This is a genomic window from Dyella koreensis (assembly GCF_044904565.1).
Lineage (GTDB): Bacteria > Pseudomonadota > Gammaproteobacteria > Xanthomonadales > Rhodanobacteraceae > Dyella_D > Dyella_D koreensis.
Genome location: NZ_JADIKD010000007.1, coordinates 1 through 18102, shown reverse-complemented (window position 1 = coordinate 18102; position 18102 = coordinate 1). Strand labels below are relative to the sequence as shown.

Sequence of the window (18102 nt, the reverse complement as noted above, 5' to 3'; positions counted from 1 at the left end):
ATGATGGACGGAGGTCGCTCGTGACCCTCTCCGGCACGGCTTCGCGGGCGGAAAGCCTGTTGCAGCGCTTCCGTCAGGTACGGGCGCGCAGCCTGGCTCTGTGCCAGGGTCTCAGCGCCGAGGACATGATGGTGCAGTCCATGCCCGACGCCAGCCCGACGAAGTGGCACCTGGCGCATACCACCTGGTTCTTCGAGCAGTTCGTGCTCGGGCGGGATCCGGCATTCCGGCCCCGCCATCCCGAGTGGCACTACCTGTTCAATTCCTACTACCAGACGGTCGGCCCGATGCATGCCCGGCCGCAACGCGGGCTGCTCTCGCGCCCCAGCCTGGACGAAGTATGGGGCTACCGCCAGCGGGTTGAAACCGCCATGGAGGAGCGGCTGTCGCGCGGACTCGAACCTGCGCTGGCCGATATCGTCGAACTCGGTCTGCAGCACGAACAGCAACATCAGGAGCTGCTGCTTACCGATATCAAACATGCGTTGTGGATGAACCCGCTGCGCCCTGCGTATGACGACTGCATGGTGGCGGACCCACTGGGTACGCCCGAGACGCTGAGCTACATCGCTGGCCGCGATGGCATCGTCGAGATCGGTCACGCCGGCGACGGTTTCGCCTTCGACAACGAAGGCCCGCGTCACCGCACTTTGTTGCAGCCGCACCAACTCGCCAACCGCCCAGTCAACAACGCCGAGTACCGCATGTTCGTGCAGGATGGCGGCTATCGCGAACCGCTGCTGTGGCTCTCCGACGGCTGGGCCACGGTGCAGACGCAAGGCTGGCAGCAGCCGCTGTACTGGCAGGACGATCTGGACAGCGCCTTCACCCTGGGCGGCGTGCAGGCGCTCGACCCGGCGGCGCCAGTCGCCCATCTCAGTTACTACGAAGCCGACGCCTTCGCCCGCTGGGCCGGTGCGCGGCTGCCCACCGAGGCCGAGTGGGAGAGCGCGGCCGAACGCCTGCCGGTACGCGGCCATCTGCTCGATGAGCGGCCGCGTCATCCACGCGCCGCCTCCGGCGAGGGCCTGCTGCAGATGTATGGCGATGTATGGGAATGGACCGCTTCGCCTTATGTCAGCTATCCCGGCTTCAAGCCGCTGCCCGGCGCGCTGGGTGAATACAACGGCAAATTCATGAGTGGTCAGTGGATCCTGCGTGGCGGCTCATGCGCCACACCGCACGACCATATCCGCGCCAGCTACCGCAACTTCTTTCCGCCACAGGCGCGCTGGCAATTCGCCGGCCTGCGTCTGGCCCGCGACCGGTGAGAGAACGTACCGATGAGTCTGCAAGCTTTTGAACCGCGCGACGACGACCGTCGCCCGCCCGCCAGCGATCTGCTGGAAATCGTCCAGCGCGGCCTGCGCGCCAAGTTGAAACAGCTGCCGTCGTGGCTGTTCTACGACGAGCGTGGTTCGCAACTGTTCGAGCAGATCTGCGAACAACCCGAGTACTACCTGACCCGCGCCGAGATCGCCTTGCTCGATGTGCATGCGGCGGAGATCGCCGATGTGCTCGGCCCCGATGTGCGTCTGGTCGAATACGGCAGCGGCAACGCCATCAAGACGCGCTTGCTGCTCGAACACCTATCGTCGCCGGTGTCCTACGTGCCGGTGGAAATCGCCTCGGCTTCGCTGAAAGCCAGCGTCGAGCGCATGGCCGAGCAGTTTCCGCGCTTGCCCATGCAACCGCTATACGCCGACTTCACTCGCCCGTTGCGTTTACCCATTCCCCCGCGTGCACCGCGCCGCACGATCGTCTATTTCCCCGGCTCCACCATCGGCAACTTCGAGCAGCGCGAAGCGATTCAGTTGCTGCGCAAGATGCGCGATGAGATGGGCATGGCCGGTGGCATTCTGGTCGGCGCGGATCTGAAGAAAGACGTGGCGACGATCGAAGCGGCCTACAACGATCGCGCCGGCGTCACCGCCGAATTCACGCTCAACATGCTGACGCGGATCAATCGCGAACTGGGCTGTAATTTCAATCTAGCCGCGTTCCGGCATCGCTCACACTACAACCCGCTGGCGGGGCGCATCGAGACCCACATCATCAGCTTGTGCGAGCAAAAGGTGCGCGTGGGTCGCATGCAGGCCAGCTTCGCCGAGGGCGAGGCGATGTTGGTGGAGTACAGCTGCAAGTATTCGCCTGCGGATTTCGCGGGGATGGCGGCGAAGGCCGGGCTGGAGGTTGCACAGGTCTGGTTTGATCCGGAGGTGCTCTTCAGCGTGCAGTATTTGGTGCGGAAAGGTGTGGCCTAGCTCGTTGTAGGAGCGCACCCTGTGCGCGAAACGGCCCATCCGGGCCGCGCTCCTCTCGTGTTGCCAGCGCTGCTCACGCAGAGCGTTCGCGCACAGGGTGCGCTCCTACCAAAGGTGTCAGCCTGGCCGCCGTGCTCCGAGCGCTACCAGCACTTCCTGCGCCGCGCGGATGCGCTCACTGGCGCCGGGTAGTTCCAGGATCACCCTGAGCTTGTCTTGGCCATCCAGCTTGTACACGCGTGGCTGGCTCTGGATCAGGCGGATGATCGCCATCGGCTCTACTTCGGGTTTCTCGCGGAAGGTGATGCGGCCACCGTTGGCGCCGAAGTCGAGCTTGCGAATGCCCAATGGTGTGGCCATCAGCTTGAGATCCGCGACGGCGAACAGGTGCTTGGTGGTATCTGGCAGCAGACCGAAGCGATCGATCATCTCCACCTGCAAGTCACGCAAAGCATCCTGGTTGCGTGCGCTGGCAATGCGCTTGTACAGCGTCAGGCGCGTGTGTACGTCGGGAAGATAATCGTCGGGAATCAACGCGGGTAGATGCAACTCCACTTCGGTCTCGTGCTCGGAGCTGAGATCGAAATCCGGCACCTTGCCCGACTTGAGTGCGCGCACCGCACGTTCCAGCAGCTCGGTGTAGAGGCCGAAACCGATCTCCTGGATCTGACCGGACTGCTCGTCGCCCAACAGCTCGCCGGCACCGCGGATTTCCAGATCGTGCGTGGCGAGCGTGAAGCCCGCGCCCAGTTCTTCCAGCGAGGCCAGCGCTTCCAGGCGCTTTTCCGCATCGGCTGTCATCGCCTTGCGATCGGGCACCACCAGGTAGGCGTAGGCGCGGTGATGCGAGCGGCCCACACGTCCGCGCAGCTGATGCAGCTGGGCCAGGCCGAAGCGGTCGGCGCGATTGATGATGATGGTGTTGGCGGTGGGGATGTCGATGCCGGTTTCGATGATGGTGGTACACACCAGCACGTTGAAGCGTTGGCGATGGAAGTCCGCCATCACCTGTTCCAGCTCGCGTTCGGCCATCTGGCCGTGGGCGATGCCGATGCGCGCTTCGGGAATCAGTTCTTCCAGTTCGCGCGCGCTGCGTTCGATGCTGTCCACTTCGTTGTGCAGGAAATACACCTGGCCGCCGCGCTGCAATTCGCGCTGGAATGCTTCGCGGATGGTGGCCGGGTCCCACACGGAAACAAAGGTGCGCACAGCCATGCGGTGCGCAGGCGGCGTAGCGATCAGCGACAGATCGCGCAGGCCGCTCATCGCCATATTGAGCGTGCGCGGGATCGGCGTGGCGGTCATGGTGAGCAGGTCCACTTCCGCGCGCAGCTTCTTCAACTGTTCCTTCTGGCGCACACCGAAGCGTTGTTCTTCGTCCACGATCACCAGGCCAAGCTGCTTGAACTTGATGTCCGGCTGCAGCAGCTTGTGGGTGCCGATGATCACGTCGATCTGCCCGTCGGCCAGGCGCTTGAGCGCCTCATTCACTTCCTTGGTGGATTTGAAACGCGACAGCACATCTACGCGCACCGGCCAGTCCGCAAAGCGGTCGGCGAAGTTGCGGTAGTGCTGCTGGGCGAGCAGGGTGGTGGGTACCAGCACGGCGACCTGCTTGCCGGCGGTGGCCGCGGCGAAGGCGGCGCGCAGCGCCACCTCGGTCTTGCCGAAGCCCACGTCGCCGCAGATCACGCGATCCATCGCACGCGGTGCGGCGAGGTCGCCCAGTACGGCGTCGATGGCTTGTTCCTGGTCTGGCGTTTCCTCGAACGGGAAGCTGGAGCCGAATTCCTCGATCAACTGACGATCGATCGGCAGCGATTCGCCGCCGCGTGCTTCGCGCTGCGCATAGATCGCCAGCAGTTCGGCGGCGACGTCGCGCACCTTTTCTGCCGCCTTCCTGCGCGCGCGCTCCCACGCGTCGCCGCCCAGCGAATGCAGCGGCGCCAGTTCCGGCGCGGTGCCGGTGTAACGGCTGACCAGGCCGAGCTGCGCCACCGGTACATAGAGCTTGTCGCCCTTGGCGTACTCGATGGTGAGGAACTCGCCTTCCATCCCGCCCAGTTCCATCGAAACCAGGCCCTGATAACGGCCCACGCCATGATCGACATGCACGATGGGCGCGCCGATAGTCAGCTCGGTGAGGTCGCGGATGATGCTGTCGGGATCGCGCGCCGCGCCGCGTCGTCGCTTGCGCTCGCTGCGCACGCGCTCGCCGTACAGTTCGCGCTCGGTCAGTACGGTGATGGCTGGCTGGGTCAGCGCGAAGCCCTGTTCCAGCGTGGCGATCGTGATCGCGAACTTCGCACCGTTCGCCGCAGCGAAGCTTTGCCAGCCTTCGATGTTGTCCGGCTTCAGTCCAGCGGCAGCCAGGGTTTCGATCAGCGCTTCGCGCCGTCCCGCCGAATCGGCGGCGATCAGTACGCGGCCCGGATAGCTGGCCATGAAATGCCGCAATGACGTGCCCGGTTCCTCGCCCTTGCGATTGAGCGGCAACTCCGGCGCCGGTTGCGTACCTGCTGATACGGCATGCTCATGGCCGCTTTCCACGATCTCCACGCGCAGGCGGCGGTTGAGCTGCTCGCGCAGCTGCTCGGGCGGCAGATAGATTTCGGCGGGCGGCAGTACCGGGCGTTGAATGTCGTGCGCGCGCTGGTCGTAGCGTTCGCCGGTCTGGTTCCAGAACTGATCGGCGGCATCCAGCGCACCTTCGCCAAGCAGGAAGGTGGCGTTGTCAGCGAGGTAATCGAACAGCGTCGCCGTCTGCTTGAAGAACAGGGGCAGGTAATACTCGATACCCCCCGGCGTCACGCCCTCCTTCATGTCCTGGTAGAGCGGACAGCGGCGGATATCGATGGGGAAGCGTTCGCGCAGGTTGCCGCGGAATTCCTTGGCGGCCTCTTCGGTCAGCGGAAATTCGCGCGCGGGCAACAGCTCCACGCGATCCACCGGATGCTGCGAGCGCTGGGTTTCCGGATCGAAACTGCGGATCGACTCGACTTCATCGTCGAACAACTCGATGCGATATGGCTCGACCGTGCCCATCGGGAAAATATCGATCAGCGCGCCACGCACCGCGAAGTCGCCCGGCTCGGCGACCTGCGGCACATTGCGATAGCCAGCCGCTTCCAGTCGGCGCTGTTCGGCGGAGAGGTCGAGCTTCTGCCCCTTGCTCAACACCAGTCCCGCGCCGGTGATATGGCTATGCGGGGCGATCCGCTGCATCAAGGTGGCGATCGGCACCACCAGCACGCCGCTCTGTGTCGACGGCAGGCTGTACAGGGTGGCGATACGTTGCGAGACGATCTCCGGATGCGGACTGAAGATGTCGTAGGGCAGCGTTTCCCAGTCCGGAAAATGCAGCACCGGCAGGCCGCCAGCGAAGATGCGCAGCTCATCTTCCAGCGCATGCGCGCGTTGCGTGTCGCGCGTCACCGCCACCAGCAGGCCGTTGTGCGAACGGGCCGCTTCGGCCACCAGCAGGGCGCGGGCCGAACCGTGGGGCGGCGTCCAGTAGCGGCGCTGCTTGGGCGTAGTGGGAAGGGGCGGATGCGGGATCAGGCTGGGCATGGGCAACGCTGCGTTCCGTGGCGCCGCCATAGGCCGCGCTGGTGAAAGCGGGCAAGTGTAACGCGACCGCCCCGAAAGACCGGGGCGGGATTTACTCAATGCGTCGGGTGGTTCAGAGGCGCAGCGAAATCTGCGCGGTGCCCGGCTCGTCCGGCATCAGGCGGCGGGTGAAGCCCAGTTCTTTGCACAGCTCGAGCATGGGCCGGTTTTCCTGCAGCACATAGCCCCAGATTTCCGACAGGCCACGACGGCGGCAGTCGTCGACCAGCCGCTGCATCAGCAGGGCACCCAGGCCAAGACGCGTCCAGTCGTGTTCCACCAGCACGGAGAATTCGGCGCTATCGGCGGCCTCGTCCACGTAGATGCGGCCTACGCCGCGCATCTCGGCAGGTCGCTCCGATTCGTCCATCAGCACGTAAGCGGTCTCGATCTGCGGATCGATGCGGCACAGGCGCTGTGCCATCGATGCCGGCAGTTCCGACATGGCATGCAGGAAGCGGCGCCGGATGTCCTCGGGCGACAGGCGCTTGAAGCAGCGTTGCAGGGCTGCCACGTCGCCCGGCTCGATGGCGCGCAGGCACAACTCGCGTCCATCGCGAGTCGTCACCTGTTCGCCCTTGGCCGGGGCGGTGGCCGTGGTGAGCTGGGGCCTGGCAAAACGCTCGCGGCTGCGCGGCGGCAGCGGGCGCTTGGTGGCGTTGGCGAGATCGGAGAGAGGGATCATGAGCATGTCCATACTTTACCGTACTGTGTGCAGTGCAGCATGAACGAAATCCTATGGTTTAATCATATTTCATGCGGCTTTGCGACGCAGGCCGTGATCGTAATGTTGCGGCCCCGCATGGGCCGACACCCCGGCCGGGGCAGACAGCGCCGGACCCGGCCGTCAGAATGCTCCCCCCGGCCGTCGGCCGGCGTCAGCAGGGAGTGAACGGCGATGGGCAAGACGGGCAAGGGCCTCACGGTGAAGCAACTGGAAGCGCTCTGCAGGCACTGGCCGGGGGTTACCCGTGACATCAAATGGGGCGCGGACCTGGTGTTCAGCGTCGGCGGCAAGATGTTCGTGGTCACCCCGGCGGATGGCTCGGAAGGTGGCCGTTTCTCCCTGAAAGTAGCCGACGAACGCTTCCTGGAGCTCACCGACCAGCTCGGCATGGTCCCGTCGCCGTATCTGGCGCGGGCGCACTGGATCGCGGTTACCGAGCCACGGCGCTTCGACACGTCCGAGCTGGAGGCACTGGTCCGCGCCTCCTACACCCTCGTGCGTTCCAAACTCACCAAGAAACTGCAGGCCGAACTGGCACCGCTGCCGCCGGCCTGATTCGAGCCGCTTGATCCAACCCGGAGCACCCATGAAGCAACATATCGGCGGCCTCGCCCTGGTCGTGGCTGATTACGACGAGGCGATCGCCTGGTACACACACGTACTCGGCTTTGAATTGCTGGAAGACACCAAGCTCGGCGAAGACAAGCGCTGGGTGCTGCTGGCACCGCCCGGTTCGCAGGAAACACGCTTGCTGCTGGCGAAGGCCGTTACCCCAGAGCAGCACGCCAGCGTCGGCAACCAGGCCGGTGGGCGCGTGTTCCTGTTCCTGCATACCGATGATTTCTGGCGCGACTATCAGCGCATGAAGGCCGCGGGCGCTGTGTTCTGCGAAGAGCCGCGCGAAGAAGTCTATGGCAACGTTGTGGTGTTCCAGGATCTGTACGGCAACAAGTGGGATCTGTTGCAGCGCAAGTAACTCAGTCGGTCAGGTCCGGCTCGAAGAAACTCCACAGCACGTCCGGGAACTGCGCCTTCATCGCGCGCTCCACCGCGTTGATGTTCTGGATCAGCGTGCGGTTGTCCGCCGTCGGATTCATACGGGCCTTGACCGACACCATCACGTCAGGGCCCAACTGCAGCGTGATCAGGTTGAGCACCACTTCGACCTCGGGGCGCTCGTTGAGAAAAGCCAGCAATGCCTCGCGCCGCTGCGGCTCGACGCCCTGGCCGATCAAGAGCGCCTTCACCTCCACCGCCACAGCGATGGCGACCGCCACCAGCAGCACGCCGATGGCGATCGTGCCGAGCGCGTCGAACATCAGGTTGCCGGTGAGGATGGTCGCCACCACGGCGAGCAGGGCCAGGGCCAGGCCGAGCAGGGCGGCCAGATCCTCGCCGAAAATCACCAGCAACTCGCTCGAGCGTGTCTCGCGGAACCATTGCCACAAGCCGCGGCCTTCGCGCGCCTTGTTCACCTCCTGCATGCAGCCGCGCATGGAGATGCTTTCCATGACGAGACCGAACACCAGCACGCCGACGGCCAGCCACGGCCGCTGCAGCGGCTCGGGCGAACCGAGTTTGTGCACGCCCTCATAGATCGAGAACACGCCGCCGACGCTGAACAACAGGATCGCCACCAGGAACGACCAGAAATACAGCGCGCGTCCCCAGCCCAACGGATATTCCTCCGTCGGCGCACGCTTTGCCTGGCGCATGCCGAACAGCAACAGGCCCTGATTGCCGCAGTCAGCCAGTGAGTGCACCGCTTCGGCCAGCATGGCGCTGGAGCCCGTAAGAATCGCTGCCGCGAGTTTGCTGACGAAGATGGCGAAGTTGGCGCCGAGCGCGAGCAGGATCGCCTTCAGCGAATTGGCGTGGCCGGACATCGGGTTCCTTTCCCTGAAACAGTGATTGATTCAAACCATGCCCAGCGGGCTGGCCTCAGCGGATACCTACGCCCAGACCGACGCCGAAGTGCACGTTGTTCTTGCCGCTATTCATCTCGCTGGCGCTCCACACATGCGATTGCCCCACGCCCACCAGCGGGAACACGTAGTTGGCTTCCCCCACCTTGCCCGCGCGGCTGCCGGTCAGGCGGCCCTGTACGGTGATCAATCCACCGTCGGGATAATTCAGCGGCTCCACAAAACCCGGCATCACGGCGACAAAGCGGCCGATGCCGCTGTCGCCGGCCTTGGGCCGCTGCGAGCCATCCAGTGGGTAGGCGAGTACTTCGATCTCGCTGCGATCGGCCAGCGTGCGTACCGACACGATGCGGCCGCCCCAGACCACATCGGCATTGGCGTAACGCTCCGGTGTCTCGGCCACATTGAACGGTGCGGCGGCAATGGTGCCGGTGGATTTGTAGATCGGCGCCGGCGCACAGGCGGCCAGCCACAGCAGCGAAGCGGGCAGGGCCGCGCGAAGGAGTGATTGGGCAGTAAGGGCGCGCATGATCGATCTCCAGTTCGCTTTAGCGGGACGACAGGCAAAGCTTAGCCTTCGCCGCCGATGCGCGGTAGACGCCTGCAAGCCCGTGGGTCAGCCGCCGGTGGAATCCGTCATCAGCCAGTCCAAATGCCAGGTGGCCGGACGTTCTTTCGATAGCAGACGGCTCATCGCGCGCAAGGGTTCGCGCAGCGTTTCGTCCAGCTTCCACGGCGCGTTGAAAATCACCATGCCCGAGCCGTTGAGCCGCAGCGGCGAGTCGTCCGGATGTACCAGCAATTCGGCGCGCAGCACACGGCGCGAGCCGCTGCGCTGGGCCCAGCGCAGGAACGGTTGCACCTGGCTGCGCTGCTTGATCGGATACCACACCGCGTAGACACCCGTCGGCCAGCGTTGTAGCGCTGCCTTCAAGGCCTGTTCGATGATGCGGTACTCCGCTTCCTGTGCTTCATAAGGCGGATCGATCAGCACCAGTCCGCGCTTTTCCTTCGGCGGCAGCAACGCCTTTAGTGCCTCGTAACCATTGCGCTCATGCACGTGCACGCGGTGGTCGTTGCGGAACAACTCGCGCAGGCGCGTCGCTTCTTCGGGGTGCAGTTCGCACAGTTGTGCACTGTCCTCTGCGCGCATGGCGTTGGCCGCCTGCAAGGGCGAACCTGGATAGAGCTTCAACCCGTCTTCGTTGCCGGGAAGGGCGAGGATCGCATCCAGCCAGCGCCGCAGCAGCGGCGGCAGGGCGCCGGTGTGTGTCGCGTCGGTCTGATGCATGTCGGGAAACAGCAGGCGCGCGATGCCGTCCTTGTATTCGCCGGTCTTGCCGGCCTCGGCGCTGTCCAGGGCATAGCAGCCGCTGCCGGCGTGGGTGTCGATCACGCAGAACGGGGTGGGCTTGGCTTGCAGCGCTTCGATGAGGGCCAGCAGGACGGTGTGTTTGAGGACGTCGGCGAAGTTGCCGGCGTGGTAGGCGTGGCGGTAGTTCATTTTGGGGCTGCGCCTGGGAGGGTTGGCAATTATAGGTTGCGTTTGGGGGTGGGGTGTTTGGGCACCCCTACTTCGTCATTCCGGCGAAGGCCGGAATCCAGTGGCGTAGTCGCTCGGTTGTCGCGTTGTCTCGCACGGGTCCGCCTGCGGCGGGGTTTCGTCTCGCTGCCGCGAGCCGAGTTACTTTTCTCTGCTTGCCCAGAGAAAAGTAACCAAAAGAGAGGGCACCCCTCTTGCGCGCCCTCCGGCTTCGCCTGCGGCGCGAAGCTAGTCCCGTGGGGCGGGTCCGTGAGGGTTGGCCGGGCATTTCGACACGACATCCCTGTCGTGTCGAAAAGGCGCAGGCATCCCTGCCTGCGCCCCCTTCGGGGCCTGATCGTCCAACCCTCACCGCTCCACAGGGGACCCGTTACGGGCTCGCTTGCGCATCGCCTTTCAGAGCAACTGCTCCCTCTCCCCTCCGGGGAGAGGGTTGGGGTGAGGGGTGGGTGCTCGGCTTGCCGTTTCTAGTGGGAAGTGCGCAGCTGTCGCCGCTTGGAGCCTCCTCCAGAGTTGTTCGGGTTCGCGCAGGGTGGCTATGCTCACCGCTATGTCCCGCCGTTTCCTCCCGCATCTGCGTCGCTGCCGCCTGCCTTTGGTGCTGGCGCTGTGTGCGTGGTTGATGCTGGTGAGCATGGCGTGGGCGCAGGGTGGTTGCTGTGATGGGCAGGCTGGCGCGGCTGGTGTGATGGCGATGGAGGGTCACGCTGGCGTGCATGGCACGGATCATCATGGTGACCATGCTGTGGGTCATGTGGCGGGCGATTGCGTTTGTACGCATGCGCCGGCGACGCTGCCTGGTGTGGCGGCTCTCACTGCATCGTCTGTCTTGCCGCGGGCGCAAGGGTTGCCGCAGCCGCGGAACGACATGCCGCAACCGGCAAGCAAGCCTCCTTTAAGGCCTCCGGCCGTCTGATCTCCGCAGCGTGCGGCCGGTTTCGTGTCGGCCGCTGTTTCCTGCCTTTGTGGCAGGTGTGTGCATGACGGAGTCATTTCATGAATAAGCAGGATCCTCGTGGCATCTATTTGCCGCGTCGGCAATTCGTGCAGGGCCTGGTACTGGGCGGTGTGGCCGCCGGGCTGGGTTTGTGGCGCGGGAGTGCGTTCGCGCAGTCGGCGGCGGCGATGCCGCGCGCTGAACTGAGCGGCAATCATTTTGAGTTGGAGATTGGTGAGCTGCCGGTGGATTACACCGGGCGTAAGCGCATCGCTACGGTGGTCAACGGTCAATTGCCTGCGCCGCTGTTGCGTTGGCGCCAGGGTGAGACGGTGACCTTGCGCGTGCGCAATCGTCTGGCGGTGACCAGTTCCATTCACTGGCACGGCATCATCCTGCCGGCGGATATGGATGGTGTGCCGGGGGTGAGTTTCGAGGGCATTCCTCCCGGTGGCGAATATCTCTATCGCTTCACTGTGAATCAGGCGGGCACGTACTGGTATCACAGCCACTCGCGTTTCCAGGAGCAGGTCGGGCTGTACGGGCCCATCGTGATCGAGCCGCGCGATAGCGAGCATCATCCTGCACAACGCGACTACACGATTCTGTTGAGCGAGTGGACGGATACCGATCCCGAGCGGATCTACGCCAACCTCAAGAAGCAGAGCGACTACTACAACATCGGCAAGCAGACCGCCGGCGATTTCCTGCGCGACGCACAACGCCAGGGTTTGTCGCAGGCGCTTGCCGAACGGCGCATGTGGCAACAGATGCGCATGGACCCGAGCGATCTGGCCGACGTATCCGCTATGGCCTACACGTATCTCGCCAATGGGCACGCGCCGGCCGGCAACTGGACTGGCCTGTTCAACGCGGGCGAAAAGGTGCGGCTGCGCTTTATCAACGGCTCGTCGATGACTTTCTTCGACGTGCGTATTCCCGGTTTGAAGATGACCGTGGTCGCCGCGGACGGGCAGCCGGTGGAGCCGGTGAGTGTGGACGAGTTCCGCATCGCCACGGCGGAGACCTATGACGTCATCGTTGAACCGTCGGCCGACCGCGCATGGACCATCTTTGCGCAAAGCATGGACCGCACCGGCTATGCGCGCGCCACGCTGGCGCCGCGCGCAGGCATGGTGGCGGATGTGCCGCCGCTCGATCCACGTCCGTTGCTGAGCATGGGCGACATGATGGGCTCGATGTCGCACGGCGGCATGGGCCACGACATGGGCCAAGGCATGGAGGGGATGGCGGACCACATGGCGATGGGGCATGCGATGCCCATGCAGCCACTCAAGACCGGTGTGGAAGTGGATATGCGCGTACCGCAGCCGCGCACCAATCTAGACGACCCGGGCGTCGGCCTGCGCGATACCGGACGACGCGCGTTGACCTACGCGGATCTGCACGCCATCGATGCACCGATCTCGCCGCGCGTGGATCGCGAACTGACGCTTCGCCTCACCGGCAATATGGAGCGCTATCTGTGGTCCTTCGACGGCACGCGTTTCTCCAACGCCGAACCGTTGCGGCTGAAATACGGCGAGCACGTGCGGATCACCCTGGTGAACGACACCATGATGACCCACCCCATCCACCTGCATGGCATGTGGAGCGAGCTGGAGAATCCGCACGGTGAATTTCAGGTGCGCAAACACACGCTGGTGGTGCAGCCTGCGCAGCAGGTCAGCTATCGGGTAAGCGCCGATGCCCTGGGGCGCTGGGCCTATCACTGCCATCTGCTCTATCACATGGAAGCGGGCATGTTCCGCGAAGTGGTGGTGGCATGAACCGACTGACTGTGAGTATTGCCGCGCTGTGTCTGGCCATGTCGGGAGGTGTGGCCGCACAAGACACGATGGCGGGGCACGAACGTCATCACGCGGAAACATCGCCGGCCAAGAAGAAACCAACGAAGCACGAGCACATGTCGCATGACGGCATGGCCATGGACGGTATGCCAGGCATGGGCCAGGCGCAGCAGGAAGCCACCGAGCCGGCAACCGATCACGCGGGGCATTCGATGGAGATGCCTGCACCATCGGCATTGCCGCCGAACGGACATATCCCTCCACCGCCACCCGCGACCCAGCTTGGCGCGATGTCGCCCGAACACATGGCTGACATGATGCAGATGCATGATCTCGCCAATCGCGGCATGTGGCTGTTCGATCGCCTTGAGCGCACGCGCAGCATCCGCGGCGACTACGCCACGGCGTGGCAGGCCGAAGGCTGGTGGGGCGGCGATATCGACCGCGTCTGGCTGCGTACCGAAGGCGAACGCAGCAACGAAGGCACGCGCGACGCTCGCGCCGAAGTGTTGTGGGGCCACGCCTGGAGTACTTTCTGGGACTGGCAGCTCGGCGTACGCCACGATTTCGGCCAGGGGCCGAATCGTCAATGGCTGGCCGCCGGTGTACAGGGACTGGCGCCGTACTGGTTCGAAACCCAGGCGACGTTCTACGCCGGGCCACAGGGCAGGACGGCCTTGCGGCTGGAAGCCAGCTACGACTTGCGTTTCACCCAGCGCCTGATTCTTGCACCGGAGCTGGAGCTGAATTTCTACGGCAAGGACGACCCGCGCCGCGGCATTCGCTCGGGCCTGTCCGACATGGAAGCCGGCCTGCGCCTTCGCTACGAATTCAGTCGCCGCTTCGCACCGTATGTCGGCGTGAACTGGACGCGGCGCTTCGCAGGCCGCGACATGCTTGGCCATGAATCTGCGCGTGAAACCACCTGGGTGGCCGGCGTCCGGCTTTGGTTCTGAGGATCGATCATGAAAACGTTCAAGATGCTGTTTGTGGTGCTCTTGCTGGCGCTGATCGTCGCGTCAGGCTTCGTGGCTTCCGGTGTCTACGACATCGGCGCCGACCGGCCGCACTGGCCGCTCACTGAAAAACTGGTTGGCGTTTTGCGCGATCGTTCGATCGCTCGTCAGTCAGCGGGTATCGCTGTGCCCGATCTGGACGATCCCGCACGCATTCGCAGCGGTGCGCGCCGCTATGCCGAAATGTGCGCCGCATGTCATCTCACGCCGGGCATGCGCAGCACTGAGCTGCGCGAGGGTCTGTATCCGCAGCCGCCGGATCTGGCGCGGCATGGTGTGCATGATCCGGCGCAGGCGTTCTGGGTGATCAAGCACGGCATCAAGATGAGTGCGATGCCGGCGTGGGGGCGCAGTCATGACGATGCGGCGATCTGGGAAATGGTGGCGTTTGTGAAGCGGTTGCCGGAGTTGGATGAGGCGGGATTTGAGGGAATGGCAGGGATGGCGGGGGATGATGGGCACGGGGGTGGGCATGGGATGCATCATCATGACGATGATGATCATCCGGCGAGTGCGTCTTCTGTGCCTGAGGGTGGTGCTGATCACGCGCACTGAGGCGTCGCGCTTTTCTCCCTCTCCCTTCGGGAGATGAGCTGGGGTGAGGGTTCGACCCTTGCGACGACGTTTCTATTTCGTCATTCCGGCGAAGGCCGGAATCCAGGGCGTTGTCGCTTCGGTTGTCGCGTCTGCGTGCGCTGGCTCGCCTGCCGCGGGCTTCCGACTCGCTGCCGCGAGCCGGGTCACTTTCTCTTTGCTGGCCCAAAGAGAAAGTAACCAAAGAGAAATGGCCTGAGAGCAGGCGGTGTGCTCTGTAGCTCCGCCTTTTCCAGTGTCAGGCGTCGGGTGGTTTTCGTTTGGGCCTGATTGCTGCGCTTCGCTCTTGCTCCCTCCCCTGCTCGCAGGGGAGGGTTGGGGAGGGGTAAGTACTTGAGATCGCGTTGCTATTACGCAGCTTCTCTCACTGCACCTCCTTACATCACCGCGGCGCTTAGTAAGCGACGGTGATGCGGCGGTTGGCGGCGTCTTGCTTCTCGATGCGGTCGAGCAGCGCGACGGCGTAGTCGGCGATGGAGATCTTGCTGTTGCCTTCGGCGTCGACCAGCAGCTGCTCGCCACCGACGCGGTATTTGCCGGTGCGGTCGCCGGGCTGGATCAGTGCGGCGGGGCTGATGTAGGTCCACTCCACCGGCGACTTGCTGGCGCGGAATGCAGCGAGTGCCTTGCCCTGGGCTTCGGCTTCCGGCTTCCACTCGGCGGGGAAGTGCGGGTCGTCGATGACGCGCTTGCCGGGGGCGACTTCCAGTGTGCCGGCGCCGCCGACCCACAGCAGGCTCTTGACGCCGGCCTTCGGCAGATTGTCGAGCAATACGTTGGCGTTGCCGGGCACGCTGTCGAGGTTGCCGTCGCGACGGGCGGAAAGACTGGCGACGACGGCGTCGGCGCCATGCACGGCGTCAAGCCAGGTGGACGCGTTCGAAACATCGCCGGTCACTACGGTGAGCTTGGCGTTTTTCTGCGGCAGGCGCGCGGGATCGCGTACGACGGCGACCACGTCATAGCCGCGCGACAGCGCTTCGTCGAGGATGCCTTGGCCGATATGACCGGTAGCGCCGAACAGTGCGATTTTCATGAAGATCTCCTGGAGCGAACGGGTTGGTACATGTTTGATTGGAGCGGGTGAGATGTAGCGATGTGGCGGTGTCGTGGCTCAAGGCCACTTCATCTCGCCCTTGCTGACTTTGGCGCTCAGTTCCAGCGAAGACTTCTCGCCGGCCTGCGGATAGCGTTTTTCCATCGCGGCAACCAGTGCGGCGGCATCCTTGGCCTTGGCGGCTTCGGTGTCGTAGGCCTTGATGTAGTCGCGGGTGTAGCGCACCTGGCTGAGGTCGAACGGGCTGCCAGCCTGATAGTGGCTGGGCACGACCTTGACCGGCTTCAGCGCTTCGATGCGATCGAGCGTCGCCAGCCATTGCTTATGCGATTTGGGTGTCTGTGTATCGGCCATCCATACATGCAGGTTGCCGAACACCACCACACCGCCTACCACTGTCTTGAGCGAAGGGATCCATACGAAGCTGCGGTCGGGCGTGGGACCGTCGAGGCCGATCACATCCAGCTTGCGGCCTTCCAGCGTAAGGCTGTTGCTGGCGAGCACATCGGGCGTCAGCGTTAAGGCAGGCGCATCCTGTTTCAGGATCGGACCCCAGTAGGCGAGCTTGGCCTTCGCGGTTTCCTGGATGTGTGCCACCGTTGGCTTGCTCGCGACGATCTTCGCGTCGGGGAAAGCGGCGTGCAGCACATCGAGGCCGAAGTAATAGTCCGGATCGCCGTGGCTGATATAGATGGTGGTGAGGCGCTTGCCCGAAGCCTTGATCTTGTCGACGAGTTTCTGCGCGTCGCCGCGGGCGAACTGCGCGTCGATCAGCACGGCATCGTGTTCGCCTTCGACCAGTACGGAGGTGACCGGGAAGATCGCCTTGTCGCCGGCGTTATAGACATCCAGCGTGAGCGGTTGCTCTTTCGCCTGGGCCGCGCCGGCGATGCCGGTCAGGGCAAGCGAGAGCATCAGGGCGGTGCGGAGCGTGCGCATGGGAAACCTCAGTCCAGGGGTTTTGAAGTGAACACAGCATGCGCCGATCATTGATACGGATATACGTATCAAATGCGAATTCACTGTAAAGTATCAGTTGACAGTGGAGTTTTCCATGGCGCACGAGATCAACCTCAACCGACTGGCGGTGTTTACCGCGCTGGTGCGCGCGGGTTCGTTCACGGCGGCGGCCGAACAGCTGGGCATGACCAAGGCGATGGTCAGCCAGCATGTGGCGCGGCTGGAGCAGGAGCTTGGCGTGACCTTGCTGGTGCGCAGTACGCGGCGCATGTCGCTGACCGAAGCCGGCGTCACCTTTCATGCCGACTGCGTGCGCATCCTGGCCGACGCTGAGGCCGCCATCGAACGCGTGGGCGAAAGCCACGACATGCCGCGCGGCACGCTACGGCTCACGACCTCGCTCGATTACGGCATCGCCGTGGTCGCACCCAAGCTGGCGAGCTTCATGCGGTTGTATCCCGCGGTGCAGGTGGATCTGGTACTCAGCGATCACATCAGCGACGTCATCGCCGAGCGCTTCGATCTCGCCATCCGCGGCGGCTGGCTGCGCGATTCCTCATTACGCGCCACACGCCTCGGTGGTTTTCGCCAGCTCCTGGTCGCGTCGCCAGCGTACCTTGCCGAGCAAGGCACGCCGCGTCGGCCGGAAGATCTCCCTGCACATCGCGGTATCGCCATGTCGGCCCTGCCGACACCGTTGCGCTGGACCTTCACTGCGCAAGGCGGCGCGCGCCGCACCGTGCGCATGCGCCAGGCCGCGCAGGCCAACAACGCCGCGGCGGTACGTGGCCTGGTGCTGGCAGGTGCCGGTGTAGCGGTATTGCCGGACTATCTGGTGGAAGAAGACATCCGCGCCGACAGCCTGGTGGCACTGTTGGCGCAATACCGACTGCCGGAAGGCGGTATCCATGCGGTGTATCCGGGGCGCAAGGCGCCGGCGAAAGTGCGCGCCTTTATCGACCACTTGCAAGGCAAGACGCCTTAGAGGCTGTGTAAAATCTCTGATTAGGCACCTTGATTCGTGCTCTCCAGGTTGGGTTATCGCGACCTGGCCGCTTACGCAGCGGGCGTTCCGCCTCGCTGCCGCGGTCCGGGTCACTTTCTCTTTGCTGACCCAACCCCCCGAGGGGGCCTAGAGAGAAAGTAACCAAAGAGAAATGGCCTGAAGAGCAGGCGGTGGGCTTTGTAGCTGCGCCTTCTCCAGTGTCAGGCATCTGGAAGGCTTCTCTGCTTACTCTCTCGTCTGGATCTGATTGGCGTCGTCAGAGCCGCGCACTTTTCTCCTCCCCCTGCTCGCAGGGGGAGGCCGGGAGGGGGTAAGCCCTTGTGACAGCCTTTCCCTAAACGCTTTCTCAAGTACTCACCCCTCCCCAACCCTCCCCTGTCCCACGGGACTAGCTTCGCGTCGCAAGCAGAGGAGGGGGCACGAGCAAAGGCAAGAACATCCCGACGTCTGACACTGGAGAAGGCATAGCTACAAAGCATGCCGCGCTCTTCTAGACCATTTCTCTTTGGTTACTTTCTCTTTGGGTCAGTGTATGGACCGGACACATGGGTAACAAACGTGCCAGGACATAGGTAACAGTTTAGTCGGCCTCGCGCAGGTCGATACTGGCAAGGCAGTGGTGGGCGAAGAAGAGGTCGTAGATGCCGTCTTGG

15 protein-coding genes are annotated in these 18102 nt (G+C 64.0%); 8 read left to right on the top strand and 7 right to left on the bottom strand.

Annotated elements, in window-relative coordinates; all coding sequences use genetic code 11:
- The first annotated feature begins 20 nt into the window (after window positions 1–20).
- Window positions 21–1271, top strand: a complete 1251-nt coding sequence (egtB, locus tag ISS97_RS03750) for an ergothioneine biosynthesis protein EgtB (protein WP_379986373.1) — start codon at window positions 21–23, stop codon at window positions 1269–1271.
- Window positions 1272–1283: 12 nt separating this feature from the next.
- Window positions 1284–2264, top strand: coding sequence for an L-histidine N(alpha)-methyltransferase (egtD, locus tag ISS97_RS03745; protein WP_379986375.1), 981 nt, complete (start codon window positions 1284–1286; stop codon window positions 2262–2264).
- Between the two features lie 117 nt (window positions 2265–2381).
- Here the strand turns inward: egtD and mfd are convergent, their stop codons facing one another.
- Both mfd and ISS97_RS03735 read right to left on the bottom strand, forming a co-directional pair.
- Window positions 2382–5834, bottom strand: a complete 3453-nt coding sequence (gene mfd / locus ISS97_RS03740) for a transcription-repair coupling factor (protein ID WP_379986376.1) — start codon at window positions 5832–5834, stop codon at window positions 2382–2384.
- Between the two features lie 112 nt (window positions 5835–5946).
- Window positions 5947–6558, bottom strand: coding sequence for a GNAT family N-acetyltransferase (locus ISS97_RS03735; RefSeq protein WP_379986378.1), 612 nt, complete (start codon window positions 6556–6558; stop codon window positions 5947–5949).
- Between the two features lie 213 nt (window positions 6559–6771).
- Between ISS97_RS03735 and ISS97_RS03730 the strand changes: the two genes are divergently transcribed.
- Together ISS97_RS03730 and ISS97_RS03725 are read left to right on the top strand one after the other, a co-directional pair.
- Entirely contained in the window at window positions 6772–7155 is a 384-nt protein-coding gene (locus ISS97_RS03730; protein ID WP_379986380.1) for an MmcQ/YjbR family DNA-binding protein, read from the top strand.
- Window positions 7156–7186: 31 nt separating this feature from the next.
- Window positions 7187–7576: a VOC family protein gene (locus ISS97_RS03725; RefSeq protein ID WP_379986382.1), complete on the top strand. Its 390-nt coding sequence runs from the start codon at window positions 7187–7189 to the stop codon at window positions 7574–7576.
- 1 nt (window position 7577) lies between these two features.
- Here the strand turns inward: ISS97_RS03725 and ISS97_RS03720 are convergent, their stop codons facing one another.
- The 3 genes from ISS97_RS03720 to ISS97_RS03710 all read right to left on the bottom strand — a co-directional run bounded on the left by ISS97_RS03720 (window position 7578) and on the right by ISS97_RS03710 (window position 10029).
- Window positions 7578–8486 (bottom strand): cation diffusion facilitator family transporter, encoded by a 909-nt coding sequence (locus tag ISS97_RS03720; protein ID WP_379986384.1) that lies wholly within the window; start codon window positions 8484–8486, stop codon window positions 7578–7580.
- Between the two features lie 55 nt (window positions 8487–8541).
- Window positions 8542–9054: a Slp family lipoprotein gene (locus ISS97_RS03715; RefSeq protein ID WP_379986386.1), complete on the bottom strand. Its 513-nt coding sequence runs from the start codon at window positions 9052–9054 to the stop codon at window positions 8542–8544.
- Window positions 9055–9141: 87 nt separating this feature from the next.
- Window positions 9142–10029, bottom strand: coding sequence for a 23S rRNA (adenine(2030)-N(6))-methyltransferase RlmJ (locus tag ISS97_RS03710; RefSeq protein ID WP_379986387.1), 888 nt, complete (start codon window positions 10027–10029; stop codon window positions 9142–9144).
- 1035 nt (window positions 10030–11064) lie between these two features.
- Here ISS97_RS03710 and ISS97_RS03705 point away from each other — a divergent pair.
- From ISS97_RS03705 to ISS97_RS03695, 3 genes are read left to right on the top strand one after another with little or no spacing between them, the layout of a single operon-like run.
- Window positions 11065–12795, top strand: a complete 1731-nt coding sequence (locus tag ISS97_RS03705) for a copper resistance system multicopper oxidase (RefSeq protein ID WP_379986389.1) — start codon at window positions 11065–11067, stop codon at window positions 12793–12795.
- The gene (locus ISS97_RS03700; protein ID WP_379986391.1) at window positions 12792–13772 is read left to right on the top strand and encodes a copper resistance protein B; all 981 of its coding nucleotides are present in this window, start codon (window positions 12792–12794) and stop codon (window positions 13770–13772) included. The genes ISS97_RS03705 and ISS97_RS03700 overlap by 4 nt, the downstream gene beginning before the upstream one ends.
- Before the next feature lie 9 nt (window positions 13773–13781).
- Entirely contained in the window at window positions 13782–14387 is a 606-nt protein-coding gene (locus ISS97_RS03695) for a c-type cytochrome (RefSeq protein WP_379986393.1), read from the top strand.
- A gap of 433 nt (window positions 14388–14820) precedes the next feature.
- Here ISS97_RS03695 and ISS97_RS03690 read toward each other — a convergent pair whose 3' ends face one another.
- Window positions 14821–15462 (bottom strand): NAD(P)-dependent oxidoreductase, encoded by a 642-nt coding sequence (locus tag ISS97_RS03690; protein ID WP_379986394.1) that lies wholly within the window; start codon window positions 15460–15462, stop codon window positions 14821–14823.
- A gap of 78 nt (window positions 15463–15540) precedes the next feature.
- Window positions 15541–16422, bottom strand: a complete 882-nt coding sequence (locus ISS97_RS03685; protein ID WP_379986395.1) for an MBL fold metallo-hydrolase — start codon at window positions 16420–16422, stop codon at window positions 15541–15543.
- 115 nt (window positions 16423–16537) lie between these two features.
- On the opposite strand from ISS97_RS03685, the gene ISS97_RS03680 reads away from it, so the two are divergent.
- Window positions 16538–17428 carry a LysR family transcriptional regulator gene (locus ISS97_RS03680; RefSeq protein WP_379986397.1) on the top strand — a complete coding sequence of 297 codons (891 nt, stop codon included), beginning with the start codon at window positions 16538–16540 and terminating at the stop codon, window positions 17426–17428.
- Window positions 17429–18102 lie beyond the last annotated feature (674 nt).